This window comes from Mycolicibacterium phocaicum (genome assembly GCF_010731115.1).
In the GTDB taxonomy this organism is placed as follows: domain Bacteria; phylum Actinomycetota; class Actinomycetes; order Mycobacteriales; family Mycobacteriaceae; genus Mycobacterium; species Mycobacterium phocaicum.
In genome coordinates this window covers 2,769,693-2,794,987 of record NZ_AP022616.1, presented here as the reverse complement: position 1 = coordinate 2,794,987, position 25,295 = coordinate 2,769,693, and the positions used below count along the sequence as shown (strand labels likewise).

The window sequence follows — 25,295 nt, the reverse complement described above, 5'->3', positions numbered from 1 at the left end:
CAACGGTGCCCGCGTGGGAGGTTGATGTCATGGCAGCTACGAAGACGATCCGCCGGTGGCGCGCCGGTATGGACGTACGCGACGACGTCGACTACTGCGCGAATCTGGAGACGCTCTCGGCGGGCTCTGTGCGCCGGAACTTCAACCCCTACCTGGATGTTTCGTGGGATTCGCCCGAATTCCGGGTGACGGAGAACGACCCGCGCTGGGTGCTGGCCAAGAGTGACCCGATCGGTATGAGTGCGTGGTACCAGGCGCAGCCGCTGGAGAAGCAGATCGCGATCGGCATGTGGCGCCAGGCGAACGTGGCCAAGGCCGGCCAGCAGTTCGAGAGCATGCTGATCCGCGGGCTCCTCAGCTACACGTTCTGGGTGCCCAACGGCAGCCCCGAGTACCGGTATTGCCTGCACGAGGCGATCGAAGAGGGCAACCACACCCTGATGTTCCAGGAGATGGTGAACCACGTCGGTGTGGACGTCCCGGGTCTGCCGCGCTGGATCAAATGGCTCAACTGGGCCTTCCCGCTGTTCGCCAGCCCGACGCCGGCATTCTTCTTCATGATGGTGCTGTGCGGCGAGGAGCCCATCGACCACATGCAGAAATCCATTCTGCGCGAAGGCAGTTCGATCCATCCGATCATGGAGCGCGTGATGGCGATCCATGTCGCCGAGGAAGCGCGACACATCTCGTTCGCCCACGAGTTCCTGCGCCGGCGCATCCCGGAGATGCGGCCGTTCAACCGCTTCGTGCTGTCGCTGTTCTACCCGCTGGGCTTCCGTGTGGCAGCCTCGCTCATCGCCAAGCCGCCGCGCGTCTTCTGGCGTCAGTTCGACATCCCCAAGTCGGTGAAGAAAGAGATCTTCTGGCGGGCGCCCGAATCCAGGACGATGCTGCGCGAGTTCTACGGTGATGTGCGCATGCTCGCCGAGGACACCGGCCTGATGAACCCCGTTGCCAAGGTGTTGTGGCGGATCTTCCGGATCGACGGCCCGGCGTCGCGCTACCGCAGCGAGCCGGCGCGCCAGGCCGTCGTCCCCGTGGCCTGACCGAGGCCCCGTCGCCGAGATCTTTTTCTCGAGCCATGTCGAAATCCGCCCCACCCGTTCGACGTATGTGTGAAGGATTGGCACAACGACGAAAGGTCAGGCAATGCGCTACATGGGTTTGGTCATCATGGATCCCGACCAGGGTCCGCCGCCGCAGGCACTGATGGACGCGATGGAGGTCTACGTCGGCAAGAACGCCGCGGACGGCATCTACCTCGACGGCGGCGGTCTGGGCCACGGTGAGAACCGCATCGGTTACCAGGTCCGCTCCGGCCAGATGAGCACGACCGACGGGCCTTTCACCGAGGGCAAGGAGATCATCGGTGGGTTCGCGATGCTCGAGTACCGCAACCACGCCGAGGCTGTCGAGGGTGCCCGGTCCTTCACCGAACTGCACCGGGAGCACTGGCCCGAGTGGGAAGGCCGGGTCGAGATGCATCTGATCGAGGGCGCACCCGACCAGGAACCGGGTGCTTGTCCCCGGTAACCACAACCGAGGCAGTGACCGCCGCCTGGCGTGCCGAATCGGCGCGCCTCGTGGCGGCGCTGGCCCGCATGACCCGCGATATCGAACTCGCGGAGGACGTCGCGCAGGACGCGCTCGTTGCGGCGCTGGAGGAGTGGCCCGAGCGCGGAATTCCGGCCAATCCCGCCGCGTGGCTGATGACGGCGGCGAAGCGCCGCGCGATCGACCACATCCGTCGCGCCGAGACGCTGCGCCGCAAGACCGAGGAGATCGGACACCGCCTGGAGGAGGTCGACATGCCCGATTTCGCCGGGCAGGTCGACTTCATCGAGGACGACGTGCTCCGACTGATGTTCCTGACGTGCCACCCGCAGCTGGCCCCGGCGTCGCGGGCGGCGTTGACGCTGAGGTTGGTGTCAGGGCTGAGTACCGCCGAGATCGCCCGTGCCTTCCTGGTGCCGGAATCGACGATGGCACAACGGATCAGCCGGGCGAAGAAGACCCTCGTCGGCGCCGACATGGAGCTGCCGGTGGGGGCCGAGCGCGTGGCACGCCTCGACGATGTGCTGGCCGCCATCTACCTCACCTTCAACGAGGGATATGTGGCGACCACCGGCGCTGATTGGACGCGCCCGGACCTCTGTTTCGAAGCGATCCGGCTGGCCCGCATGGTGGCCGCGATGGTGCCGGACATCCCGGATTCGCTTGGGCTGCAAGCACTTGTCGAACTCCAAGCGTCGCGGATTCCCGCCCGTGTGGACCGTGACGGCGCGCCGGTACTGCTCGATGATCAGGACCGGGCCCGGTGGGACCACCTGCTGCGCCGCCGTGGGCTCCAGATGCTGACCCGCGCCGAGAAGCTCGCGGAGGCGGGCGCGCCCGTCGGCACCTACTTCTTGCAGGCCGCCATCGCGGCGTGTCATGCGCGCGCCATCCGGGCCGAAGACACCGATTGGCAGCGGATCGCGGACCTGTACGACGTGCTGGCACTCGCCGCGCCGGGACCCGTCATCGAGGTGAACCGCGCGGTGGCGCACGGCCGCGCCTACGGGGCGGAAGCGGGACTGGCGGTGCTCGACGCGCTCGGGCCGGATCCGCTGCCGCGGTCGCCGCTGCCGCATGCGGTGCGCGGCGACCTGCTGGAGCGTTTGGATCGGGCGGCCGAGGCGTCGGCGGCGTTCACGCGCGCCGCCGAACTCAGCACCAATGACGCCGAGCGCGCGCTGCTGCTCCGCCGGGCTGAATGATCCAGGACTTGCTGCGATCAACCGGAGCAAAGCACTTGTCAGCGCCGATGGGGTCGGGTGTCGCAGACCGCTCGGCCCAGTGTCGTGATTGACCATCTTGAGACGTTGGGTCAGGATTGTTTCAAGCGACGGTCCTGAGCCGGTCGCGTGCTTCGATGCGGGGCGGGGGTGAGCAAGCCATCTCTGAACTTCTCATGGACCTTCGCCAGGCGATCGACCGAGACGAACTATCCCTGGTCTATCAGCCCAAATTCGACGCGCACACGACCGGTGTCGTCGGGGTGGAGGCGTTGTTGCGATGGCGCCATCTCGACCGCGGTCTACTGCGGCCCGCCGATTTCCTGCCGTTGGTGCGTGAGCACGGCCTGATGGAACAGGCGACGGGTCTGGTCGTCAACATGGCGCTCGACGATGCGCTGCGGTGGTACGCCGCCGGGGCGGAAGTGCCTGTGGCCGTTAACCTTTTCGCGCCGCTACTGAGCGACTTGAACCTGCCGGACCACCTGTGCCAGGCGCTGGATGACCGCGGTTTGCCGCCCTCGGCGCTCGCGGTCGAGATCGCCGAAGACCTGTTCGTCGACAACATGGAAGACACCCGGACGGTGCTGACGGGCCTGCTCGACCACGGCATCAGCGTCGCGCTCGACGATTTCGGCACGGGATACTCCGCACTCACCTACCTGTCCGATCTGCCGGTCGACGAGATCAAGCTGGACCACGACTTCATCGCGCGGGTCACGGCTGACGAGCGTGCCTCGTTGGTGGTGCGCACCATCATCGACCTCGCGCACCGGCTCGGTTTCGGGATTGTCGCCGAAGGTATCGAGAGCGCCGAATCAGCCTCGCAGTTACGGGATTTCGGGTGCGATGTGCTGCAGGGATTCTTCCTCAGCCCGCCCCTGCAGGCGTCCGAAGTCCTCGGTGTGGTGAGTGCCGGCGCGCGGGCGGCGTTCTAGGTTCTTCGGGCCTGCAGTCGGGGGCGAGTTCGGCGGCCGGGTGCGCACGTCATAGGTTGATACCCGCTTGATCACCAAGCCCCCATAGCCCAATTGGCAGAGGCAGCGGACTTAAAATCCGCCAAGTGTCGGTTCGAGTCCGACTGGGGGCACCAGGTTGTTGTCAGCTTTGTCGCTGGTAGGAGTGATGTTGGCTGGCCTCACGCAGTGCTCTCGGGGCCACGTGCCGACATTTTGCCCACAATCTCATCTAACTTGTCGGCAACCGCAGTCAAATCCTCGTCGAAAAGGTCGGCATAGATGTCCAGAGTCATTGCGGCCGATGATGTCCCAGCATCCGCTGAACTACCTTCACGTTCGCTCCAGCGCTGATCGCCAGCGACGCAGCGGTATGCCGCAGAGCGTGCGCTGTCATCCGCGCGGACTCGAGGCCGTCACAGTCCGGGAATTGCATCGAGCTCAGGAGGCACGTGCTGTTCTGCATGGACGTCGATGTCGGAGCAAAGCGGCACCTCATGGCAGCTGGGCACTAAATGGCTCGTCTGCGACACTGGAAGTAGCCCAACGCAGAGGGGGCTTTCAATGATGGGCTCGGCGCAGTGCGAGTATTGCGGGCACCCAGGCCACGAGGGCCGGTGCCGGCACGTTCACAGGCAGTCGCAGGAAGCCGGCGTGCCGACGTCGCGGTGGTGGCAGTGCTGGTGTGGTCACCCGGAAGCGGCCTCGTGGGGCAAGCCAGTCTCAGCAGCTAAGGGTTAGCCGTCGGTTTAGGCCTGGGGTTACGCTGATGGTGCGGGACGTCCCCGGTTTCACCCGGGATTGGCGTCCCGTACCTCTTGGGCCAGGCGCTCCAGCGCGAAGTTGGGGCCGGTCGGCGTAGGCAGGTCCTCGACAAGCACGCGTGCGAGTGCACCGTTCTCGTCGTACTCGTAGACGTACATGTCGCCGGGGACCTGGACGAACTTGCGGCCATTGTGGTTCCAGGTGGTGGCGCCATAGGGAAGCGGTGTGCGGCCTGACGCAGTCATGACTGCGCTGCCCGGCCGCTTGCCAGGGTGCAGCCGTTGATGCCATGGAACATCGTCGTTGGGTCACAGCCACATTCCGGGCAGATTGGCTGACGACTGCACCCTTCCTCGTGATCGCCGTCGATGAACCGACTCGGCACAACCCCGCATTCTGGGCAGGCGTGAGACGGATCAGTCGAGGGCACAAGACGATCCTCTGTCATCGCGCGTTCGCGTACTCTTGTCGGGACACCGCGTCCAGCATCAGCTGCCGGGTGGACTCGCTCGGCGGGTACCAGCGGGGAATGCCGGCGCGGACCTCTGCGAGTACGTCGTCGGGCAGCGGAGTTCGGGTCTCGAGGACTGCCATGGCGATGACGTACTCGGAATCGCCCCACTTGAGCTCGGCGTCGGCTCGGCCGCGTGCTTGAGCGTCCAGGTCAGCCATGGCGGCCGCCTGGTCAGCGACTTCGACCAAATCCATGTCTCGAATCGTACGACCAGGATCCGACGGCAAGCCACCTTCGCTTCGTACGCTATGCGAGTGCAGATCTGGATCGGCAGAGTTTCACTCGCTGTCAGCGTCTTGGCGCTTGGTCTCGCAGTTGCGTCTCTGCTGCACACTGCGAACTGGCACGTCAACGCAAATGCGGTGTCCGCCGCGGGGTCGTTCCTCGCCGCGGCGGTGGCTTTGTGGATTGCCACGAGTGATCGCCGGCTACGGAAGAAAGATCGCGACGACGCTGATTTCACCCAGGCCAAGCTCGTAATCGTGTGGACCGTCCGGCGAACAGAGCAGCCTCCTTGGTTGCAGGTCATGGTGAGAAACAAGGGCTCACGTCCCATTCTCGATGTGACGTTTGTCCGTTTGTCCGTCGAGGATCATGACTTTCTGCTGCCGGCGCCAGCCGATAACCCATTACCTGTCGTCGACCCGAACGGGGACGGCAATTTCATTTTCTACGCGTCCGACGATCTGGATGACGCATTTCGCAGGGCTTTGTTGGGGGTTCCGTACCCGCCCGGCATGTCCGTTGCCGGTGCGAACCAACTCAAAGACAAGCCGACAATCGTGGAATCAACGAAGTTCACGGCAACGGTTCAATTCACCGATGCCAACGGCAATCGATGGGAGAAAACTGCCTCCAATCCGCCGATGGAGCAGGAACTGCCTGTGCGTGTCGGCGGCCGGCGGTGACCGTGACTCTGTGGCTGGCCCCGATGCGATCAGGGTTAAGTGAGGCGGCGTGATCAAGGTGTACACGCTTGAAGAGGTGGACCGGGAGATTCTGCAGCTGTTGGGCTGGGCGGATGGCGTGCGTTGGTTGAAGTGTCGAATCGCTGCTGGCCAGATTCGAGGAAAGCGGTTGTCGCGCAACGTGTTCGTGATGACCGAGAAACACATCGACCTATGGCTGCACGGCGACGACGAGCCGACCTCCGCGGTACCCCTTGTCGTAGTGGATGATTCGCCGGCCGGGCCGATCGTCGGACTGGGTTCGGTGTCGAACCGGCGACGCATCAAGTCGCCCGGGTGAGACCTCTACGTTAAAGGTCTCATCCCCGGGGCGCTTTCCGCCGGTCGCGTCCAATCCCCACATCGTGCCCACAATTTGCTCACAGTTACAGGTACTTGCTGTTACCTGGGAGTATGTATTTATGCAGGTAGTCGGCATTCCATGACGTTGACATGGGGCGCGATATCGGTTCGAGTCCGACTGGGGGCACTGAGAAAACACGCGCTGCCTAGATCGATTAAGTCTTTCCAAGACATCCGGAGGCGCGGACCAACGGTGTATCTCCGAGCCGGTTTATCGAGCTCCTAGGCCGATCCCTCAGCACATCTGGCCTTCGGACGCCAGCAGACCGATCTGCGTCTGTGTGTCTTTAGCTAATCCATGGGACTGTCGACGCGTCGGCCCAGCATGGCTTCGTGCCTGCTGTCCGCACTAGTTTGTGCGTCGAGCAGCTGATGACCGCATCAGGTGCGAGGGACTTTATGTATGACCTGTCGGTACCGGTAGGTCTTCCGCCCCGGCGGATCCCCCGTCGAAGCCGACCATTCGGGCCGATATTCGAGCCCCCTTAACCGTGATTGATTCTGCGATGAACAGGGCATCGCTGACGTGCTGATTGGGCGGTTTGCCGAGGCGGGCTACAGCACACCTTGCGGATCACCAAAACGTGGACTGGGCAACGGTTACCGTTCGCGTATGAAGTTCGGGAGGATCGCCGCTACGCCGCTCTATCGGTGGAGCACCATGGCCGGCATAGACGCAACTGCGATCTGTGCGATCGCCTACTTCCACGATAACGCCGCACGCTGGTGGGGTTCGCATGTCGCCTTGGCCTGCGGCATTCTGGCTATCTTGCTGACGGGCTGGTGGGCTATCGCCGCCACAGTGGAAGCCCGTAGGGCCCGCGAGAGCGGGCTGATCTGTCCGGTGGTGCGCGCCGATTCGTTGACCCCTGCGGCCGTGAACATCACCCCAGCGGCGGATCGCAGGCTCTCAAAACGCTACCTACCGCGCGATCGAATTGACGCTGATCTAAATAGGCACGTTGAAGAAGCGCTGAGTCCTGGTACCCGCTGGATAATCCTCGTTGTGGGCCCCGATGTTGTAGGAAAGAGCCGCACCATGTTTGAGGCATTAAGGCATCGAGACGGCGCGGTTGAGGCGGTACGGATTGTTGCCCCATATGACTTGGATGCATTGCGCACACTGACCGGTCCGAATGCTCCCAGGCTGAAGGTCAAAGGGGCGGCGGTGCTTTGGCTGGACAACTTTGCCAGGTTTCTCAACGAGGGATTGAGTGTCAAAGACTTAACCAGATGGCGCGAATCTGGACCCCGGCGTATCGTCGCTGGGACCTTCGACAATGCTGCTGGCGCGCATATGTATCCGCATCTCCAAGACCACATTCGTGCCGTGGAGCTCGGCCCCACGACGAGAACCGAATTGCAGTCGGTTCGGAACAGGTTGTCTGCAGATGACTTTTGGGCCGCATGCAAGCATGGGTGGGCTGCATTTCTTGTCGCCGCACCAATGCTCGAGACGAAGCTCCAAACCGGACGCCACGAGGGTGATGCCGAAGTCTCCTACGAAGGCCAAGCGGTCGTCAAAGCGCTTGGTGACTGGGCGCGGTGCGGTCGGACGATTCCTCCCTCCGAGCCAGAACTGTTTGAATTGTGGCGAAGCTATCTCCATCCAACACTTGCGCCGTCGGAAAATGAACCACCCCGAGTTTGGTGCACACCGGTTATTGGTGCGCAGTCTCTGATTGGGCTGCGGTCGTAGCGTAGTAGATGGTCTCGTACTCGGTCGGTGGGATGCGGCCCAGGCGGTGCATGAGCCGGTCGGTGTTGTACCAGTGCACCCACTCGGCGGTGAGCAGTTCCACGTCTGTCAGCCGGTGCAGCGGGCCGCGCCGGAACGGGGAGTCGTCGCGGACGGCTTCGTGTTTGTAGAGCCCGATGGTCGTCTCAGCCAGGGCGTTGTCGAAGGCGTCCCCGACCGACCCGATCGACGGGATGAGCCCGGACAGGGCCAGGGTTTCCCCGAATGTCAATGGCCAGGTTGAAGTATCCACTGGTGGCCGGAATAAAGTATCCGCCCCGTGTTTGGTGATTGTTAGGTCGGTGGTGGGTTCTCCTTTCGGTGTTGGGCGTCTTTCATGCGGTAGGAGTCGCCGTCGGTGATGACGACGGTGGCGTGGTGCAGGAGGCGGTCCAGGATGCTGACAGCGGTGGTCTGCTCGGGCAGGAATCGACCCCATTGTTCGAAGGGCCAGTGCGAGCCGATGGCCAGGGAGCGGCGTTCGTAGGCGCCGGCAACCAAGCGAAACAACAGTTGGGTGCCGGTGTCATCCAGCGGGGCGAAGCCCAGCTCATCCAAAATGATGAGGTCGACCCGCAGTAGGGATTCGATGATCTTGCCGACGGTGTTGTCGGCCAGGCCGCGGTAGAGGGTTTCGACGAGGTCAGCGGCGGTGAAGTAGCGGACCTTGTGCCCGGCGTGAATCGCGGCGGTCCCCAGCCCGATCAGGGTATGGCTTTTGCCGGTGCCGGCGGGGCCGATGATCGCCAGATTCTGGTGCGCCCGTATCCATTCCAGGCTGGCAAGGTAGTCGAGAACTTTCGACTGGATCGACGAGGCGGTGACGTCGAAGGACTCCAGTGTCTTGGGTACCGGGAAGGCTGCGGCCTTGAGTCGGTTGACGATGTTGGAGGCATCGCGGGAGGCCAGTTCGGTATCGATGAGGGTGCGCAGCACTTCCTCAGGGGTCCAGCGTTGCGTCTTGGCGGTGAGCAGAACCTCCGGTGCGCTGCGTCGTATCGCGGCCAGCTTCAACCGCCGCAGCCCGGCATCCAGATCAGCGGCCAGCGGTGGGATCGAAGGTGGTGCAACAGGTTTGGCGGATATCACCGATGATGTCTTGGTCATGGGGTGGCCTCGCCGTCGAGGGCGGGGGTGATTTTGTAGGCGTCCAGGGAGCGGGTCGGGGCCACGGGTAGGTCCAGGATCAACGCATCGCCGGCCGGTCGGGGTTGCGGTGTTCCGGTGCCGGCAGCCAGGATCGAGCGCACGTCAGCAGCCCGAAATCGCCGAAACGCCACCGCCCGGCGCAGTGCGGCCACCAACGCCTGTTCACCGTGAGCGGCACCTAGGGCGAGCAGGATTTCCAACTCCGCGCCCAGGCGGGTGTTGCCGATCGCTGCCGCGCCGACCAGGAATGCCTCGGCCTCGGCGCCGAGTTCGCAGAACTGTTTCTCCACAGTGGTTTTCGGTCGCGGGCCACGGCTGGGTTCGGGCCGTGGCCCGTCGTAGTGGTCATCGAGAATCGATGCGCCGCCAGGGGCAACCAGTTCGTGTTCAGCCACGATCATTCCCGTACTGGGTTCGACCAGGCAGACCGCGCCGTGATCGACCACCACCGCCACGGTGGACCCGATCAGCCGGACGGGTACCGAGTAGCGGGCCGAACCGTAACGGATACACGAGAGCCGGTCGACCTTGCGGAGCACCGACGGCGCCCCGATCTGCAGCCGCAACGACGGCAAGCGTTGCAGCAGTTCACGTTCGGCTATCAGCCGCTCATCGGGGATCGCGCAGATCTCCGAGTGCATCGCGGCGTTGACTTCGGCGCACCACGCCGCCGCAGCAGCATTGGCGGACCGCAGATCGACCGCCACGCCATCAACAGCGGCCTGGGTCAACAATGGCACCGCGAGGTCGCGTTGGGCATACCCGCACAGGTTCTCCACAATGCCCTTCGATTCGGGATCAGCTGCGTGGCAGAAGTCCGGGGCGAACCCATAATGAGACGCCAAACGGACGTAATCAGGCGTGGGGACAACAACATTGGCGACCACACCACCTTTGAGGCAAGCCATCCGGTCGGCCAGCACCCGCGCCGGGACCCCGCCGATCGCGGCCAGGGCCTCGCCGATCAACGCCAACGTCGTCGACGCCCGCTGATCGGCGGCGAACCGCACGAACCGCCATCGGGAGAACGCCAGCACCGCACAGAACAGGAACAACCCCGGCGCGGCCTGGGCCCAGTCGATCACCAGATACTGTCCCGGTGACCACACCGCCGGGCGGCGGCCACGGTGATTCTCACTGCGCCACAACGCTTTCGCATCAGCGACCAGGCGCCGAAAGTTCCGATCAGAACCGACATAGCCGGCGGCCACCGCGATCGGCAGCAGTCGCTTGGCCGAGATGCGGCCCTGCGATTTCTCGACACGCTCGGCGACCAGGTCGGCCACCGCATCGTAGTTGTGGGTTCGTTCGGCCCGTGGTTGCGGCGGCACGCCCGCCTGGTCGGCTTCGAACCTGTCCATGACCTTCTTGACGGTCCGGTGAGTGGTGCCGCACGCATCGGCGGCGGCTCGGTACGACCCGAGCTGTTGATAGGTAGAAATGATGTCCATACGGTCCCTCGCAGACTTCAATGGAACTCCCCGGTGGTGACGGCGATTGGTTGGCGCCTTCACCGTCACCATCGGGGCCCGCAGTTCCTGATCGACACGACGAACACAGGGTGGATACTTTTACCTGGCCAAAACTGGATACCTCTACCTGGCCACCAGTGGGTACTTTTTCATGGCCGCGGACACCGAAGCGCACCGACGTGTATTGCGAGCCCGCGTCGCTGTGGTGAATAGTGCTGCCGGACAATGGATTACCTTCACGTCTGCGTAGTTCGGCGGCGTGCTGGATCGCCCGCCGCACGAAGGCGTCGCTCTTGCTCGCTGAGCAGGTCCAGCCCACAATCCGGCCGGCGTACGCGTCGATGGCGAACGCGGTGTACACGAACGCCCCGCTGGACAGTCGGACGTAGGTGAAGTCCGCGACCAGCAGCCGGTTCGGGGCGGGGACCCGGAACTGGCGGTCCACCAAGTCTGGTGCCCGTCCCGCGGCCGGGTCCGCGATGGTGGTGCGGACCTTCTTGCGGCGGGTGACCCCGTGCCAGCCGTTGGCGCGCATGAGGCGCTCCACGGTGCAGCGGGCCACGGTGATGCCCTGGCGCTGCAGGTGAGCCCACATCTTGGTCGCCCCGTATAGCGATTCGGGTGTGCGTCGGCCCTTCTCGTCAGGTTCGTAGTAGCCGGCCAGCACTTCGGTGATGACGGTGTCCCACAACGTGCGTGCTGACGGTGGGCGGGACAGCCAGGCATAGAACGTTCTCGGGGCAATCTGGCAGCCGTGCTCGGACAGCACGCGGCAGATCGGAGCGACCCCGAACCGAGCGCGATGCTCGGCGATGAACGCACAGATCAGCGGCGTCGCGGGTCGTTCTCCCGCGCGAAGAAACTTGTTGCCGCCTTGAGGATTTCGATGGTTTCTTCTAGTTCACGGTTCTTGCGTTGGAGCTCTCGATTCTCCCGCGCCATGTCGGTGCTGACCCCCTCGCGGGCACCGGAATCAACCTCGCTCTGGTTGGACCAGCGACGCAGCGATTCGTAGGACACACCCAACCGCTTGGCGACCGCCTCCAGACATGCGGTGCGGGTGTCGTACTCCTCGGCGTGATCGGTGACCAACCGCACCGCCCGGGCCTTGAACTCCTCGTCGTACTTCTTCGGCATGATGCGAACAACCTTCCCTCGAAAGAAGGTGTGCATCAAACCCGGGGTGGTTCAAAACAGGTTCCATCTCGGACTAGCTTGGGCAACGAGGCCAGTAGCAGCCACAAGCGCGTTGGTTGAATACGACGATGGCTATCGAGCCGCCAGCTTTGTGGTACGTCGCCAACATTTGCGAGATGCGACCGGGCCGCGAGACGAAGCATGGACATCAGCGTTGAGATCTGCCTCTGGCATGGAAGCCTTGGCTGTCGGATATCGTGCTGCAAGTTTAAGCCGATGGGATCACGCTGTTTCTGCTTTTGGCCGCGCGGTTGCGCCCGAAGGCGGACTGTCTGACCTTCATCGCGGAGTTGGCCTTGTTGGAATGGTCACTGCTACGAGAGCTCTCGGCCGGTTGGAAGATTCGATCAGTGCAGCGGGCGACGCTGTAGCGATTTTCGAACGCATCGCGGACTTCGACACCCGCCCACTGATTTCGGCCACGCTGATGATGAAGCACGACGTCTACGTGTCGCTCAATGATCCCCATTCTGCGTTGGAAGCAGCGCAGTCCGTCATCGATCTGCACAGTGATCTCGCTGAGCCACTCAGCAACGCAGACCTCATCTGTGCGCTTACCGCCAAAGGGATACTCATCAAAACAATGCAGAAAGAGCGCGGACCGGTCTGGCTGTTAGAAGCACAGCTTGCCTGGGCTCAAGCCATCGACCTGTTTGAGCAAACCGACGACTATCCGAGTCTGGAAATTCGTACAAACGTCCGCCGAGCGGCGTGCCTAGCGATGTCTCAGCACGCCAGCATGTGGATATTTCTCGTCGAACCAGAACCGAGCACATGCTCAGAGGCACGCCGTCTGTATTTGCGAGCACATCAGCAGTTCCAGGGAGACACAGACCCCCTGACGGTGCAGTATCTCGAGACCGCAATGATCAACCTCGGTAGCCTGCTAAGCCGACTCGATGACCGCACGGATGTAGGCAAGCAGCAAGCCCGATTCGTCGTCGAGGTGTGCGAACGCCGATTGGCGTGGGCCGCGCTGGTTCAACACGGGCCGGGCGCGGCATATGTCGACCACTACCACGTTGCAGGCTGCCTTATGTCGAAGATCGCCATGGTAGGCATGATCGGCGATGACGCAGCCGCTTTGCACAAGTTGCACGACCAAATGATCTCGACGTACGGAAGTTATGTCGGTCCGCACGAGGTGGAGATCCGTCGCTGGGTCACAAGTACACGGATTAGAGACGGGATGACCTGGGCCCTGCAAGGACGGTACGAAAAGGCTCGGGCTTGCTATCAAAGCGTAATTGATGACTTCCAAGGCACTTCCGACCCTTCACTCCGTCGCGAAGTGGCTTGCGCCGTGGCAGAGATGGCACGAATCCCGGTCAGCGGTCACTGACCATCCCGCCACCGTTGAGCTGTGGTCGTCAGCGGGTCGGCAGAACTCAAATTTCGCCAAGTGTCGGATCGAGTCCGACTGCGTCACCAGGTGAGACCACTGAGGTCTTCATATCTACCGAACGGTCCGTCGAGACCGGGCTATGCATGCCGGACATGGTTACCGCCGGCTGTAGTACAAGGAGTAGTGCCCCGGGCCCGTTTCGAAGCAGTCCGCGCTGGTGTTTCCGCTGGCGTGCAACTGTCGTTCTGCCGATTGGCAAGCTCCGCGGTTGGTACCGAAGTCGACGTTGTCTGCGTGCGCGCTTGCCGAGGAGCAATGATCAATACCTGTGGATGAGGCCCGAGGAGGCGGCCTGAAAGTGGGCGCACCTTCCCGAGGATGATCATCACGGAATCAGGTATTCGATCAAGACCGGCGTTGGCGCGCTGGTTGGGAAGGTACGCCCATGCTCACCGTAGTTCACGATGCCGAGGAGGCCAACGGCGGCGAGGCCGGCCGGTCGTTGTTGGACGAGATCGTCCGCGACGGAGCCCGGCAGATGTTGGCCGCTGCCCTGCAGGCCGAGGTCGCCGCGTACGTGGCCGCATTCGCTGATCAGCTCGACGAGAACGGTCACCGACTGGTGGTCCGCAACGGCTATCACCAGCCGCGTGAGGTGCTGACCGCGGCCGGTGCCGTGCAGGTGAAGGCGCCGCGGGTCAACGATCGCCGTGTCGACCCCGATTCTGGTGAGCGGCAGCGGTTTTCCTCGGCGATCCTGCCGGCCTGGGCACGCAAGTCCCCGCAGATGAGTGAGGTGCTGCCGCTGCTGTATCTGCACGGCCTATCGACCAGCGACTTCGGGCCCGCACTCGAGCAGTTCCTCGGCTCGGGTGCCGGGTTGTCGGCCACCACGATCACCCGTCTGACCGCGCAGTGGCAAGACGAAGCCCGTACGTTCGCTGCCCGGGACCTGTCCGGCAGCGACTACGTCTACCTGTGGGTCGACGGCATTCACCTCAAGGTCCGCCTGGACCAGGAGAAGCTGTGCCTGCTGGTGATGCTCGGCGTGCGCGCTGACGGCCGCAAAGAGCTCGTGGCGATCACCGACGGCTATCGGGAGTCATGCGAGTCGTGGGCGGATCTGCTGCGCGACTGCAAACGACGCGGCATGACCGCCCCAGTGCTGGCCGTCGGCGATGGCGCGCTCGGGTTCTGGAAGGCGGTGCGGGAGGTATTCCCGAAGACCCGAGAGCAGCGCTGCTGGTTCCACAAGCAGGCCAACGTCCTTTCCGCACTGCCGAAGTCAGCGCATCCGGCCGCGCTGGCGGCCATCAGGACATCTACAACGCCGAAGACATCGACAAAGCTCAGGTCGCGGTCAAGGCCTTCGCGGTTGCCTTCGGCGCGAAGTACCCGAAAGTGGTCGCCAAGATCGTCGACGACCTCGATGTCCTGCTGGAGTTCTACCACTACCCCGCCGAGCACTGGATCCATCTGCGTACCACGAATCCGATCGAATCCACCTTCGCCACAGTGCGTTTGAGAACGAAGGTCACCAAGGGTCCGGGATCGCGGGCCGCTGGATTGGCCATGGCCTACAAGCTGATCGACGCAGCCCAAGCCCGTTGGCGGGCCGTCAACGCCCCACATCTGGTCGCCCTCGTCCGCGCCGGAGCGGTCTTCCACAAAGGCAAACTGCTCGAACGGCCCACCGACATCACCCCACCGACACCACCGTCAGACGGCGATCAACACACCGAAACGGAGGTCGCCTGAAACACCCCGATCCACAGGTATTGACAATTGCTCCTTGCCGAGACGGCGATTGCTGTAGCTGCCGCGATGGTGGCGGCTGTCGCCAGTGTGAGTGCGCGGAACATGTTTTCCCCGTTGGTCTTGTCTGAATCTTTCTTGATCCTAGGATGCCGTTGTCCGTCTTGGGTGCGATAGGTTGGGTTTGCTACCGCTTACCGGACGGCTTGCGTTGTTTGCGAGTTCCTTGTGTCTAAAGGCTGCAGGTAATGGCCCGGATTAGTCAGGCCCAAGGCATCCGAGGTGTTTCGTTTCTAGGTGCGATTCGCTATAGGCCGCGGGATCATTCTCCGGCCGCGGGGCGGGCTCGTTTCGAGGCCCCCGACATCGCTTCACGCATGGACTTGACCCCAATGATCTCGGTGGCGTCGCCGACAACAATGGCCCGCATCGGGTTGCCCTCCTCGAACCTGAAATGGTCGTCCGCAATGACCGTGAACGTCCCCTTGTTGACTGAGTCAACGCCGGCAAGAGTGCCTCAGTAGCGTCCGTAGTCGATCTCGAACATGCGAAATGCGTCTCGTTGGATTAGTAGGACCCCCGCCAGGAGGCACACCGGTCCGACAGGCATCACCTACAGTGAAGCTATGAGTACCGCAAAGTTGTGGGGCCTAGTCAGCGCGTTCACGCTAGGTCTGCTGGTTGTGCTGGCGGGGCTCAGCTTCGCGTTCAACGGGTGGTTCGCCCACCTGTTGACGACGTCCGGTTCAGCGTTGGAGACCGCCGTTCTCGTCGGTGTGGTCGCTGTGCCCTGCTTTGTCATCGCGGCAACTGCGGCCTTCGCGATCGAAAAGCCACTCGACCAGACCCTGTGACGGAACCGCATCGGCAGCAGCAGCCCAGCAAGCATAAGGTCGCGGATCTGATCGTCCGGCCGCGCTGGTCGACGGTTCACACCTTCACCGAAGCGCCGCTGCTCTAAGCCAATAGATCGAGGTTGTTTCGACTCCCGTATGAGCAGGTGCAACGGATCCTGGCTCCTCTGATCCGGCAGCGCGTCCAGGGAAGGATGCCATGACATGAGCACCGCTACCGATGTCGCCCGCCGGATCGCAGCCGCTGCATGACCGCCGTTGTTGTGCTGGCAGCTGCCGCCTGCGCATCCGATCAATTAGAAAAGGCCAAGGAAATCCCGAAAGATCAGGCTAATCAACAGATCAACGCCACTTTCGTACACGCCCGCGTTCCCGCGAGCTTTACACCGCTGGCCGCTACAGTCAGCACGACCACCTGGGGTTCAGAAGCCCGAACCGTAAAAGCCGCTTTCACTGTCCAGCGACCCGACTTCGATCGGTTCATGCTAACCATCAGCATCCAGGGCGAGCCGACGTGGATGGAGGACAGCTCGAGCAACTGTCCGCCTGACAGCGGTGAACGTCCGGCGCAGGTGGCGTACGTCCCACCCGCCCCTGTGCTGAAGGATTGGTATGGCCGCGGAATTTTCCAGCGCTGCATAGCTATTGAGTCCTGGACCATCGCGTCGACTGAATTCAGCGACACCGCTCGCTAGGCAGGCAACATCTTCGCGCAGTCGTCTGCCAAAGCCAACGACGCCGGCGAAGTGACTGTGCTCATCGGCACCACGATCGCCTAAACCAGCTCCGGTTTTTGACCGGCCGCGAGATCGTCGATCAGCAGATCGTAGGCGTAGGAGGTCGCGGCTCTAGCAAATCTCCACCACCGCGCGTTTACTGGTCCCACGGGCATTTCGGTGACATCAGCAAGAACCGGAGGGTTGCCATGGGCCTTCTCGACGGCAGGGTCGCGTTCGTGACCGGTACTGCGCGCGGCATGGGACGTAATCACGCGATACGGCTCGCGCGCGAAGGGGCGTCGGTGATCGGCATCGACATCGCGGCCGACGTGTCCCCGCACTGCGCATGTCCCGGTCCCACCGAGGAGGACCTGCAGGAGACCACGCGGCTGGTCGAATCCGCGGGTGGCAAGTGCCTGATGGCGGTCGCCGACGTCCGCGACTCTACGGCCATGGACGCGGTACTCAAAGACGGCGTCGACAGGTTCGGCGGACGTCTCGACATCGTCGTCGCCAACGCGGGCATCAGCACCTGGGCCCGCTTCTGGGAGATGCCGGACGACGAGTGGCAGGCAATGATCGACGTCAACCTCACCGGGGTCTGGCGCACGATGAAAGCAGCCGTCCCGCACATGATTTCCGCGGGCAATGGCGGCTCGATCATCAACATCAGCTCGGTGGCCGGCATCAAGTCGCTACCGGGCCAAGCGCACTACAGCGCCGCCAAGCATGGCGTGGTCGGACTGACGAAGTCGGCAGCCATCGAACTCGCCGAGTACAAGATCCGGGTCAACTCCATCCACCCGTGGGGCGTCGACACGGTGCTCGCCGCAGACCCCACCGTCGGCACGTTGCTGACCGATCACCCGAGCTACCTGATGTCATTCGGCTGCATGCTCAGCGACCCGTTTCCGGCGAGCGTCGACGACATCTCCGACGCCGTGATCTACCTGGCGTCGGATCTATCGCGCGCGGTCACGGCAACACAGTTGACGGTCGATATGGGTGCCACGAAGGTCTGATCACCCTTCGCTGGAGCGTGCCCTCTGATACTCGACTGAATATCGCTATTCGGGCCATCACACTGCCTGGTCAGGCGGACGATCGTAGAAGGCATCAACCCACCCCATTCTCAGTCGGCCAAGGCCGAGGCAGTGCCGTCCTGACGGCACGGAGAGAAGGCACCATCATGATGTACGCAGAGTACGAAATGGCGGCGGTGTTGGTGCTAGTCGTTGGCGCCGGGGTCGAGGTGATGGTGACCCGTCTGCGCCGCGCCCACCCCACTCGGATGCCGGATCGAAGAGCGGCGCCGCCGTTATCGAAAACTCCTGGAACCCGTTCGGCACCAATGGATTATCGGACCGGCAGCTCGGCCCCGCCCAAGGGACTGCGCCTGGCCCGCGAACGCTCGCATGCCCGACGGATGGACCGCCGCCGCATAAAGAAGGAGTTCCAGGCCTGGCTGGAGATCACCTCGCAACCACTGTGATGACACGCCAAACCCGTTGCGAACCTGTGCCATCGACCTACGATCGGTCGGTATGACCCGCAACTTCGCGTTGATCTTCGCCTTAGCCTCGATCCGTGGACTGACGTGATTGGTGCGGCTTGGGAGTGCTTTCCCGGGTCAGCCGTCATCTGAGCAGGGGGTAGTCGCTGGTCTGCCCAGCTTTTCCTGTGTGCTCCGGTAGGGCCTGTCGGCGAAGTGGTCAGGTGGCGCAGATCGGGGGTGGACTGTCGCCGATAGTGTTGTGCCATAACGCAATCCATTGACTCGACCAGGGCCAGTAGTTCGGTAGGTGCAGGATGGATCGGCGTTGTGGGCGGGCCAGTCGGGCGGGGACGTTGATGATGCGGCGGCGCAGCGTTGATCCTCGGGCGACCGCGTGGGTGGCGCCGGCCAGCACACCGGACGCCCGCAGCAGGTTGTGGGCGATCGCGGCGCACAGGATCCACGCCGAGTTCGCCCCGAAACGTCCCGAGGGCATGTGCGCCAAGGGTCCGTCGATGAGGTCGGCGAACACGGTCTCGATGATCGCGTGGCGACGGTGGGTGATGTCGGCGGCATCGACCGGTTCATCGGAGTCGGTGAAGAACGGGTGGTACCGCCACACCGGGAACAGCGCATCAGGGTAGCGGGCATCTTTGACTCGTCGCACGATCAACCGGGCGGTCACCGGGTGGCCAGTGGAACCGAAGGCCGTATAAGGGGTTTCGGCGACCTCAGCGTCAGAGATCCATGCACCGGTGTCCGGGTCGCGCACTGCCCCCGGGTATTGGACCGGGGTCCAGGCGTTGTCGCTGATCGCACCGATCGCCGCGGTCACGGTGGCGGTCTTGGTCAGCACCAGCGAGAACCGAGCCCCGGCGCGGCGGCAGGCGACCACCACGGTGCTGTTGCCGTAGGCGCTGTCGCCACGCACCAAGATCGCTCCGGTGACCCCAGCGCCGCGCGCAGCGGCGACGGCCTGGGCGATCATGCGGGCCGCACCCTTGCCGGAATTGGTTCTTCCCGCCCGCAACCTCGCTCCGGTGATCACCGGAGCGCCGCGTTCGGTGCTGATCGTGGTGATCAACGGTGACAAACCTTTGCGCAGGATTTGTTTCCCGGCGATCTTGGTGTGCCCATAGCTCGCGCCCTGTTTGGCGTGCCCGTACACCGGACGCAGCAGTGAATCGATGTCCACGAATGCCCGCACATCGGCGCCGGGCAACAGATCGACGCGTTGACACAGCCCGGCCAGGTGCTCGCGCAGCACCGATTCGAGTTGCCGCGCGTGTCCAAAGGTGAACTCTCGCAACAGGGTTCCGATGGTCGATGGTGCATACACGCCATCGAATAGGGTTTTCATGCCGCCACTGCGCACCACGTCGAGGTCATCGATACTGTCCGCGCCAGCGCACATCCCGGCGATCAGCGTGGTCAGCTTCGGCGACGGATTGGCCGCACCAGAGCGGATCCGCTCGCAGGTGAAACGAATCTTCTGCTTCAACAGCACTGAAAGGCGACTCTGCTCAGCCAAGGTCATCACCGGCACCAGTCCCGCGCACGACACGAGATGCTCTTCATCGAAGACCGCCGACGCGGCCGTGAAGCTGTGGGACACTTGCACCGAAAGTGCCTTTCCGAACGTGGACTGATCGAAGTGTGGTAACTCCAATCATCCCAGCTCAGAGGGCACTTTCCTCATACCAACACCCCGAACCCCACCCGTTCATCGGTGGATCGAGGCTTAGCCGCCCTGGCGCCAGCCGTCCCGGCACTCGCACCAGCTGCAACCGCGGCACCGTGCCCCGATGTCCAGGTCGTGTTCGCTCGCGGCACGACCGAGCCGCCGGGCCTGGGCAGTGTCGGTCGTCCCTTCGTCGAGGATCTGCGTGCGCGCGTGGCGCCGCGGACTGTCGAGGCGACACCGGTCGACTACCCGGCGAGTAACGACTTCGCCGTCAGCACCCCGGCGGGCATCGACGCCGCACGGGCGGTCATCGAGTCCACCGCGGCCAGCTGCCCGAAAACCAAGATGGTGCTCGGTGGCTACTCGCAGGGGGCAGCGGTCATCGAAGGCGCCACCAACTCTGCGTCGCCACAGACTGCCAGTCGCGTCGCCGCCACCGCGTTGTTCGGGGCGCCGCGGACGGGGTTCGCGGGCATGCTCGCCGGCGGACCGCTGCCAGAGCTGGCGCCGCAGTACGTTGCCAATTCCATCGATCAATGCGCCGAGGGCGACCCGATCTGCTGGGTGGGCGGCGGTTTCGACGTCGGCGCCCACGGTTCCTACGTTCAGTCCGGAAAAGTCACGCAGGCAGCTGATTTCGCGGCCGGCCGGCTCTAGACCGGGGATCGCTAACGACGCGAGCGCCACCCGCGCGCTGCTCGATTCCAGTTCGGCGCGCGCAGTGGGTAGGCCATCCGCGCCGCCGCGGCGTTCGTCTCGGCGGCGTAGCGATGACTGGTGGGCTTGTTCCTCGACGACGATTCCGTGTGGGCCTACCTGCAACCATGTTCCATGGTCAGAAGTCTCCAGGGTTTTCACGGCGATCCGTATTTTTCAATTGAGTGTTTTCTGTTAATAGCTTTGTGTAGTTAATTGTCTTGAATGCTTAACTTTCCGTCGTTGAATTTCGGTATGGAATAACGAATAATTCCGGTTGAATTTGCCTCACGCGGCAATCGGTGTGAAGTAATTTGCGGGTGCAGGTTACCGATTACTGAGGGGGAGTTATGCAAACGTGTGTCCGGACCGGTATGCCCAGCGGTGTGGCGCTGATCGGAGCGAGTGCTATCGCGCTGTCGCCGATAGTGGTGGCACCGCAGCAGGTGCACCTGCCGGCGGTCCCGGTGTCGAGCCTCGCGACGACGTTGACCGCGTCGGTCAATCCCATCAGCGAATGGGCGAAGGTCCTCACGACATCGTTCAACAACATTTCGGCCCTAGGCCAGCAGGTGTGGGCCGACCCCGCTCCCATCCTGAAGCAGATCATCGCCAACCAGATCGGCTACGCGAACATCACCGCTGCAGCACTGGGCGCCGCCGGTAACGGCTTCGTCACGGCTGTGAAGGCACTTCCACCGGCTTTCCAGCAGGCAGCTCAAGAAATGGCCGCCGGCCACATCGACTGGGGCCTGAACACGGCATTTCAAGCCGTGCTCAACTTGGTGGTACAACCCGGCTTCGCACTGATCGGAAGTGGGGTACTGGATATCCCCGGCAAGGTTATGCAGAACATCACCAACGTCGTCAAACTAGCCCCCACTCTTCTTGTATCTGTGGGCTTGTCTCTGCTTGGCACGGTTAGCGGCGTCGAGAGGGCGTTTGGGGATACCGCGCAAGCGGTGTACGACGGGGTGCGCTCCGGCAACTTGGGGGCGGCTGTGAACGCGATCGTCAACGCCCCCGCCGTGCTCACCAACACCTTCCTCAACGGGTACGCGCCGATGTTACTCCCGGGGATTCTGACTCCGACCGGCATCGGAATCCCGGGTCTTGTCGCCACGGTCATCGGCCTTCGCAACGTCATCGCGCAAGCGCTGGGCGCACCGGTGCCAGTCGCGGCGAAGGTGGCCGATGTTGGACCGGCCGCCCTTCCGTCGGCCGCCGTGTCGGCCGCGACGGTCACGTTGGGCGCCGAGAAGGTGACGACGCCCGATACCGCGAAGGTTGCGGCGACGGAGACCACGCCGACGAAGGCCACGCCGGCAGAACCCGCCGCGACGGCGCCAGCCGCCACGAAACCAGACGCAGGGGAACCCGCCTCAACTTCGTCCGAAACACCCTCCACTGCAACCGAAACGAAGCCCGATTCGGGTACGACCGCGGGCAGTACCACACCGAGCGGTGGCACCGACATGACCAGCGGCACCAAGACCGGTACACCTGGCGCGGCCGGTGAGTCCACGAAGCCCAGCGGATCGAACGGCAGCGAGACGGGCTCAGGCGGTACCACCACGCCAAACGGTGGCACGAGCAGCGGCACGAAGACCGGTACACCTGGCAAGACCGGGGATGGCCTGACGAAGGCGATCAACTCCGCAGGGGAGAACCTGAAGTCCTCGTTGAATAAGTTCGGCGCCGGACTCAAGAGCGGTTTCGGCAAGCCAGCCAAGCCCAGCAAGAGTGGCAGTGGCAGCGGCGGTAGCAGCGTAGGCGCAAGCGGTGCAGGTGCAAACAGCGCAGGCGGCAGCAAGTAACCGCATCAATCCACCAATCGGCCCCTCCCCCAACGACCAGGGAGGGGCCGATTGCTGCCTTTCGGCAGGGCCACTGCGTCAGGGCAAGGTGCGCCCTTCGACTGTCGCATCGCCGTTGTCCGGTGCGTGTCCGCTTATTTCTGCATTCAATATCTTTGCAGAAATAGCTTTCTATTGTTGAATTCTCCATGCCTAATAACTAGTAACAAATAATGAATGCGACACGGCAATCGAAACGTATTCAATATGTGCGCGGAATTTGACTGGAGGCGAGTTATGTTTTCTTCGCTCTAAAGCGGCGCGGCATTCTCGCCACGTCGTTACCTTCACCTCTTGGAGATAACAATGCGATCGAATACGTCCATGTTGCGTCGTGCCGGCGCCATTACTCCGATGGCGCTTGCTGCCGCACTTTGTTTCGCCGGGACGGCACATGCAGCCGTCCCGGTGAATTGGACTTGTCAGGCCGCGGGCTCAACGTCGAGCATGACAACCTCGGTTACCACCACCGCGCCGGCTTCGGTGACCGCGGGTTCTCCCGTGGCCATTACCATTGCGCCGGGTTCATCGACGGTTCCGACGACGGCGGCTATTTTTACGATCAAGAGCATCAGTAATCTGAAGATGCTCATCCCGGTCCCGGCCAACTCGACCTATGTCTCCTCCAGCGCATCCGGTGGATCCGTCCCTGGTACGACGGCCCTCGTTGGCAGTAATGTCGTGCTCACCGTTCCCGGCCCGATTTCGGCCGGCTCGACATACACTCCGCCTCAAGTAACCATCAACGTGACGGCCAACGCTCCCGGCTCGGTTATCAGCAAGTACGCCGGTACCGGTTACTCCAACCCCGGTATGACCATGACCACTACGGTGACATCGATTGGCGACATCCCAACCGCGTGCTACCCGAGTCCTTCTCCGACGCTCACCACCACGACCGTCACCTAACTTCTGATGGCGCGCAAGAAATAGCCGGCTGTACATAGGGCGGCGCTGATGGGATCAGGGACAGATTCAGCGCAAGGCCTGGGGAAGTGCAGCGGTGAATGGCCCTCGACTGGGCTGAATGATCAGCCCAGTCGAGGGCCATTGCGATTCTCCAGTAGTGCCAGGCTGCGAAGTTGAGTTCCACGACCGGCAGGTATCGCCGGCCAGAGCGGTGACAAAAGTAGGCCATCGACAGATCTAGCCAAAGCGTCAATAATTCCATCCGGAACCACTCGGCCGTCGCTATGATCAGGCCCAGTCAAAGGAAAACCTTGGGGGAGGTCTTCGTCCGATGGCAACTGAACTGGCGCGAATCGCAGCAGTCCTGAAGAGAACGATGGATTCTCTGCATGGTTCCGTCGACGACTTGGCGCGTGAGTTGGTGCGGGTGCTCGGCGTCAATCAGACGGATCGACGTGCCTTGGAGCTCATTCTCTTTGCGGGCGAGACGGTCACGACGCCGGGGCTGCTGGCCGACCGGCTCGGTCTCACTGCCGCCGGAACCACGATCGTCCTCAACCGCCTGGAGAAGCTGGGCTACGTCACTCGATCGCTACATCCCATCGATCATCGCCGAGTCACCGTGGTGGCCACGGATCTCGCTGCCAGCCGTCTCTCGGAACTCGTCTCCCCACTGCTGGATCAGGCCGGCAAGATGTTGTCGCGTCATTACAGCGCGGCGGAGATTGACCTGATTGTGGGGTTTCTGGCCCGCACGGACGAAATACAGCAAGCCCATCTCAAGCGGATGCGTGAATTGGAACCGTACCCGCATTAGAAGTCGTCGTCGATCGACAGAACCGCGGTTGGCACGGGCCGGAAAAGGCACGCAGGCAGGCGATTTCGCGGCCGCCAATTGACCGGGCGTACTCTTCAGGCGACGGTTCGACAATCGGAGGCATACCAATGACCGAAGCACCTCAGACCGCGTTGGAATTGCGGTCATTGGTGACACCCGACGGCACGCTCGAACTCTCGTTGCATGACGTCGACATACCCAAACCAACCGCTGACGAAGTCGTCGTCCGCGTCGAGGCATCGCCGGTCAACCCGTCGGATCTGGGCCTACTGATTCCCGGCGCCGATATGTCTGCTGCGACGGTTACGGGCACCCCGGAGCGACCGGTTGTCACCGCGCCGCTGCCGCCCGGGGCGCTGGCTCATCTGTCCGTCCGCGTCGGTCAATCACTTCCCGTCGGCAACGAAGGTGCCGGCACGGTCGTGGCGGCGGGGGAGTCGGACGCGGCGCAGGCGCTCCTCGGCAAGGTCGTGGGTATCGCGGGCGGCGCCATGTATTCGCAGTACCGCGTCGTCAAGACCGCGGCCTGTCTGGTGCTGCCGGACGGTGCGACGGCGAAGGACGGGGCGTCGTCGTTCGTCAACCCGCTGACAGCGCTGGGCATGGTGGAAACCATGCGCCGCGAAGGACATTCGGCCCTGGTGCACACGGCGGCGGCGTCGAATCTGGGGCAGATGCTGGTCAAGATCTGCCTCGCGGACGGCGTGCCGCTGGTCAACATCGTCCGCAAGGCGGAGCAGGAAGAAATCCTGCGTAACTTGGGCGCCGAGTACGTATGCAACTCAGCCGCACCGACTTTCGAGCAGGACCTCGTTGAGGCGCTCAAGGCCACGTCCGCGACGCTCGCCTTCGACGCCACCGGCGGTGGCACGCTCGCCAGCCAGATCCTCAACGGCATGGAGCAGGCCGCCAACGCGACCGCGACGCAGTACTCCCGCTACGGCTCGGCCGTCCACAAGCAGGTGTACATCTACGGCAGCCTCGACACCGGCCCGACGATTCTCAATCGAAGCTTCGGTATGTCGTGGGGTGTGGGCGGCTGGTTGCTCACACCGTTCCTCGCCAGTGCGGGGGCCGAGGTCATCGGCAGGCTGCGGGCGCGCGTGGCCGCGGAACTCACCACCACTTTCGCGAGCACCTACACCCAGGAAGTCTCGCTGGCCGGCCTGCTCAAACCCGAGGCGTTCAACAGCTACCTCAAGAAGGCAACGGGCGAGAAGTTCCTCGTGACGCCGCAATCGGTCTCGTAGCTGGCAAATCCCTGTC

At 63.2% G+C, this 25,295-nt stretch carries 22 protein-coding genes, 1 tRNA gene and 4 pseudogenes; 19 read left to right on the top strand and 8 right to left on the bottom strand.

Features of this window, described 5'->3' with window-relative positions; translation table 11 throughout:
• Window positions 1-29: 29 nt before the first annotated feature.
• The 5 genes from G6N46_RS13480 (at window position 30) to G6N46_RS13460 (ending at window position 3,870) form a co-directional block, all read left to right on the top strand.
• Window positions 30-1,046, top strand: a complete 1,017-nt coding sequence (locus tag G6N46_RS13480) for an AurF N-oxygenase family protein (protein WP_138248106.1) — start codon at window positions 30-32, stop codon at window positions 1,044-1,046.
• Between the two features lie 103 nt (window positions 1,047-1,149).
• Entirely contained in the window at window positions 1,150-1,533 is a 384-nt protein-coding gene (locus G6N46_RS13475; RefSeq protein WP_138248107.1) for a YciI family protein, read from the top strand.
• A gap of 14 nt (window positions 1,534-1,547) precedes the next feature.
• Window positions 1,548-2,759, top strand: a complete 1,212-nt coding sequence (locus tag G6N46_RS13470; protein ID WP_138248108.1) for an RNA polymerase sigma factor — start codon at window positions 1,548-1,550, stop codon at window positions 2,757-2,759.
• Window positions 2,760-2,953: 194 nt separating this feature from the next.
• Window positions 2,954-3,715 carry an EAL domain-containing protein gene (locus G6N46_RS13465; protein WP_163692754.1) on the top strand — a complete coding sequence of 254 codons (762 nt, stop codon included), beginning with the start codon at window positions 2,954-2,956 and terminating at the stop codon, window positions 3,713-3,715.
• Between the two features lie 78 nt (window positions 3,716-3,793).
• Window positions 3,794-3,870 (top strand) — tRNA-Leu (locus tag G6N46_RS13460).
• Window positions 3,871-3,915: 45 nt separating this feature from the next.
• Here the strand turns inward: G6N46_RS13460 and G6N46_RS13455 are convergent.
• From G6N46_RS13455 to G6N46_RS13445, 3 genes and pseudogenes are all read right to left on the bottom strand, one after another.
• Window positions 3,916-4,133 (bottom strand): annotated as a pseudogene (locus G6N46_RS13455) (tyrosine-type recombinase/integrase); the annotation flags it as partial.
• 391 nt (window positions 4,134-4,524) lie between these two features.
• Window positions 4,525-4,743 carry a hypothetical protein gene (locus tag G6N46_RS13450; protein ID WP_138248110.1) on the bottom strand — a complete coding sequence of 73 codons (219 nt, stop codon included), beginning with the start codon at window positions 4,741-4,743 and terminating at the stop codon, window positions 4,525-4,527.
• Window positions 4,744-4,942: 199 nt separating this feature from the next.
• A complete protein-coding gene (locus tag G6N46_RS13445; protein ID WP_138248111.1) occupies window positions 4,943-5,206 on the bottom strand; it encodes a hypothetical protein in 264 nt (87 codons plus the stop codon).
• 60 nt (window positions 5,207-5,266) lie between these two features.
• On the opposite strand from G6N46_RS13445, the gene G6N46_RS13440 reads away from it, so the two are divergent.
• The 3 genes from G6N46_RS13440 (at window position 5,267) to G6N46_RS13430 (ending at window position 8,021) form a co-directional block, all read left to right on the top strand.
• On the top strand, window positions 5,267-5,920 hold the full coding sequence (locus tag G6N46_RS13440) for a hypothetical protein (protein WP_138248112.1): 654 nt from the start codon (window positions 5,267-5,269) through the stop codon (window positions 5,918-5,920).
• Between the two features lie 49 nt (window positions 5,921-5,969).
• Entirely contained in the window at window positions 5,970-6,260 is a 291-nt protein-coding gene (locus G6N46_RS13435; RefSeq protein ID WP_138248113.1) for a hypothetical protein, read from the top strand.
• Window positions 6,261-6,935: 675 nt separating this feature from the next.
• The gene (locus G6N46_RS13430; RefSeq protein ID WP_138248114.1) at window positions 6,936-8,021 is read left to right on the top strand and encodes a hypothetical protein; all 1,086 of its coding nucleotides are present in this window, start codon (window positions 6,936-6,938) and stop codon (window positions 8,019-8,021) included.
• Here the strand turns inward: G6N46_RS13430 and G6N46_RS13425 are convergent.
• The 4 genes and pseudogenes from G6N46_RS13425 to G6N46_RS13410 form a co-directional block, all read right to left on the bottom strand.
• Window positions 7,984-8,286, bottom strand: a pseudogene (locus tag G6N46_RS13425) (integrase core domain-containing protein); the annotation flags it as partial. The gene G6N46_RS13430 and the pseudogene G6N46_RS13425 overlap by 38 nt on opposite strands.
• Window positions 8,287-8,354: 68 nt before the next feature.
• On the bottom strand, window positions 8,355-9,167 hold the full coding sequence (istB, locus tag G6N46_RS13420) for an IS21-like element helper ATPase IstB (protein ID WP_138248115.1): 813 nt from the start codon (window positions 9,165-9,167) through the stop codon (window positions 8,355-8,357).
• A complete protein-coding gene (gene istA, locus G6N46_RS13415) occupies window positions 9,164-10,681 on the bottom strand; it encodes an IS21 family transposase (protein ID WP_138248116.1) in 1,518 nt (505 codons plus the stop codon). Before istA ends, istB begins: the two co-directional genes overlap by 4 nt.
• A gap of 163 nt (window positions 10,682-10,844) precedes the next feature.
• A pseudogene (locus G6N46_RS13410) lies at window positions 10,845-11,818 on the bottom strand (IS3 family transposase); the annotation flags it as partial.
• Window positions 11,819-12,050: 232 nt separating this feature from the next.
• Between G6N46_RS13410 and G6N46_RS13400 the strand changes: the two are divergent.
• The 6 genes and pseudogenes from G6N46_RS13400 to G6N46_RS13375 all read left to right on the top strand — a co-directional run bounded on the left by G6N46_RS13400 (window position 12,051) and on the right by G6N46_RS13375 (window position 18,043).
• Complete coding sequence (locus tag G6N46_RS13400; protein ID WP_138248118.1) at window positions 12,051-13,220, top strand: hypothetical protein; 1,170 nt, start codon at window positions 12,051-12,053, stop codon at window positions 13,218-13,220.
• Window positions 13,221-13,668: 448 nt separating this feature from the next.
• Window positions 13,669-14,981: pseudogene (locus G6N46_RS13395) on the top strand (IS256 family transposase).
• Between the two features lie 623 nt (window positions 14,982-15,604).
• Window positions 15,605-15,832, top strand: coding sequence for a hypothetical protein (locus G6N46_RS13390; RefSeq protein ID WP_138248123.1), 228 nt, complete (start codon window positions 15,605-15,607; stop codon window positions 15,830-15,832).
• A 248-nt stretch (window positions 15,833-16,080) separates the two neighbouring features.
• Window positions 16,081-16,527 (top strand): hypothetical protein, encoded by a 447-nt coding sequence (locus G6N46_RS13385; protein ID WP_138248124.1) that lies wholly within the window; start codon window positions 16,081-16,083, stop codon window positions 16,525-16,527.
• Window positions 16,528-16,757: 230 nt separating this feature from the next.
• Window positions 16,758-17,573, top strand: coding sequence for a mycofactocin-coupled SDR family oxidoreductase (locus tag G6N46_RS13380; RefSeq protein WP_138248125.1), 816 nt, complete (start codon window positions 16,758-16,760; stop codon window positions 17,571-17,573).
• A gap of 167 nt (window positions 17,574-17,740) precedes the next feature.
• Window positions 17,741-18,043 (top strand): hypothetical protein, encoded by a 303-nt coding sequence (locus G6N46_RS13375; protein WP_138248126.1) that lies wholly within the window; start codon window positions 17,741-17,743, stop codon window positions 18,041-18,043.
• 220 nt (window positions 18,044-18,263) lie between these two features.
• Here the strand turns inward: G6N46_RS13375 and G6N46_RS13370 are convergent, their stop codons facing one another.
• Window positions 18,264-19,667 carry an IS1380 family transposase gene (locus G6N46_RS13370; RefSeq protein WP_138248127.1) on the bottom strand — a complete coding sequence of 468 codons (1,404 nt, stop codon included), beginning with the start codon at window positions 19,665-19,667 and terminating at the stop codon, window positions 18,264-18,266.
• 108 nt (window positions 19,668-19,775) lie between these two features.
• Between G6N46_RS13370 and G6N46_RS13365 the strand changes: the two genes are divergently transcribed.
• The 5 genes from G6N46_RS13365 (at window position 19,776) to G6N46_RS13345 (ending at window position 25,279) form a co-directional block, all read left to right on the top strand.
• Window positions 19,776-20,387 (top strand): cutinase family protein, encoded by a 612-nt coding sequence (locus G6N46_RS13365; protein WP_138248128.1) that lies wholly within the window; start codon window positions 19,776-19,778, stop codon window positions 20,385-20,387.
• Window positions 20,388-20,812: 425 nt separating this feature from the next.
• Window positions 20,813-22,243 (top strand): prolipoprotein diacylglyceryl transferase, encoded by a 1,431-nt coding sequence (locus G6N46_RS13360; RefSeq protein WP_138248129.1) that lies wholly within the window; start codon window positions 20,813-20,815, stop codon window positions 22,241-22,243.
• Window positions 22,244-22,729: 486 nt separating this feature from the next.
• Entirely contained in the window at window positions 22,730-23,191 is a 462-nt protein-coding gene (locus G6N46_RS13355) for a hypothetical protein (RefSeq protein WP_138248130.1), read from the top strand.
• A gap of 331 nt (window positions 23,192-23,522) precedes the next feature.
• Window positions 23,523-24,008, top strand: a complete 486-nt coding sequence (locus tag G6N46_RS13350) for a MarR family winged helix-turn-helix transcriptional regulator (protein WP_234880552.1) — start codon at window positions 23,523-23,525, stop codon at window positions 24,006-24,008.
• A gap of 128 nt (window positions 24,009-24,136) precedes the next feature.
• Window positions 24,137-25,279, top strand: a complete 1,143-nt coding sequence (locus G6N46_RS13345; protein WP_138248131.1) for a zinc-binding dehydrogenase — start codon at window positions 24,137-24,139, stop codon at window positions 25,277-25,279.
• Window positions 25,280-25,295: the final 16 nt, after the last annotated feature.

Bases quoted from the DNA above. Each gene is read 5' to 3' on its own strand.
- G6N46_RS13480 (WP_138248106.1), top strand. From the start codon at position 30: ATGGCAGCTACGAAGACGATCCGCCGGTGGCGCGCCGGTATGGACGTA.
- G6N46_RS13475 (WP_138248107.1), top strand. From the start codon at position 1,150: ATGCGCTACATGGGTTTGGTCATCATGGATCCCGACCAGGGTCCGCCG.
- G6N46_RS13465 (WP_163692754.1), top strand. From the start codon at position 2,954: ATGGACCTTCGCCAGGCGATCGACCGAGACGAACTATCCCTGGTCTAT.
- G6N46_RS13450 (WP_138248110.1), bottom strand. From the start codon at position 4,743: ATGACTGCGTCAGGCCGCACACCGCTTCCCTATGGCGCCACCACCTGG.
- G6N46_RS13445 (WP_138248111.1), bottom strand. From the start codon at position 5,206: ATGGATTTGGTCGAAGTCGCTGACCAGGCGGCCGCCATGGCTGACCTG.
- G6N46_RS13430 (WP_138248114.1), top strand. From the start codon at position 6,936: ATGAAGTTCGGGAGGATCGCCGCTACGCCGCTCTATCGGTGGAGCACC.
- istB (WP_138248115.1), bottom strand. From the start codon at position 9,167: ATGACCAAGACATCATCGGTGATATCCGCCAAACCTGTTGCACCACCT.
- G6N46_RS13400 (WP_138248118.1), top strand. From the start codon at position 12,051: ATGGAAGCCTTGGCTGTCGGATATCGTGCTGCAAGTTTAAGCCGATGG.
- G6N46_RS13390 (WP_138248123.1), top strand. From the start codon at position 15,605: ATGAGTACCGCAAAGTTGTGGGGCCTAGTCAGCGCGTTCACGCTAGGT.
- G6N46_RS13385 (WP_138248124.1), top strand. From the start codon at position 16,081: ATGACCGCCGTTGTTGTGCTGGCAGCTGCCGCCTGCGCATCCGATCAA.
- G6N46_RS13380 (WP_138248125.1), top strand. From the start codon at position 16,758: ATGGGCCTTCTCGACGGCAGGGTCGCGTTCGTGACCGGTACTGCGCGC.
- G6N46_RS13375 (WP_138248126.1), top strand. From the start codon at position 17,741: ATGATGTACGCAGAGTACGAAATGGCGGCGGTGTTGGTGCTAGTCGTT.
- G6N46_RS13355 (WP_138248130.1), top strand. From the start codon at position 22,730: ATGACAACCTCGGTTACCACCACCGCGCCGGCTTCGGTGACCGCGGGT.
- G6N46_RS13350 (WP_234880552.1), top strand. From the start codon at position 23,523: ATGGCAACTGAACTGGCGCGAATCGCAGCAGTCCTGAAGAGAACGATG.
- G6N46_RS13345 (WP_138248131.1), top strand. From the start codon at position 24,137: ATGACCGAAGCACCTCAGACCGCGTTGGAATTGCGGTCATTGGTGACA.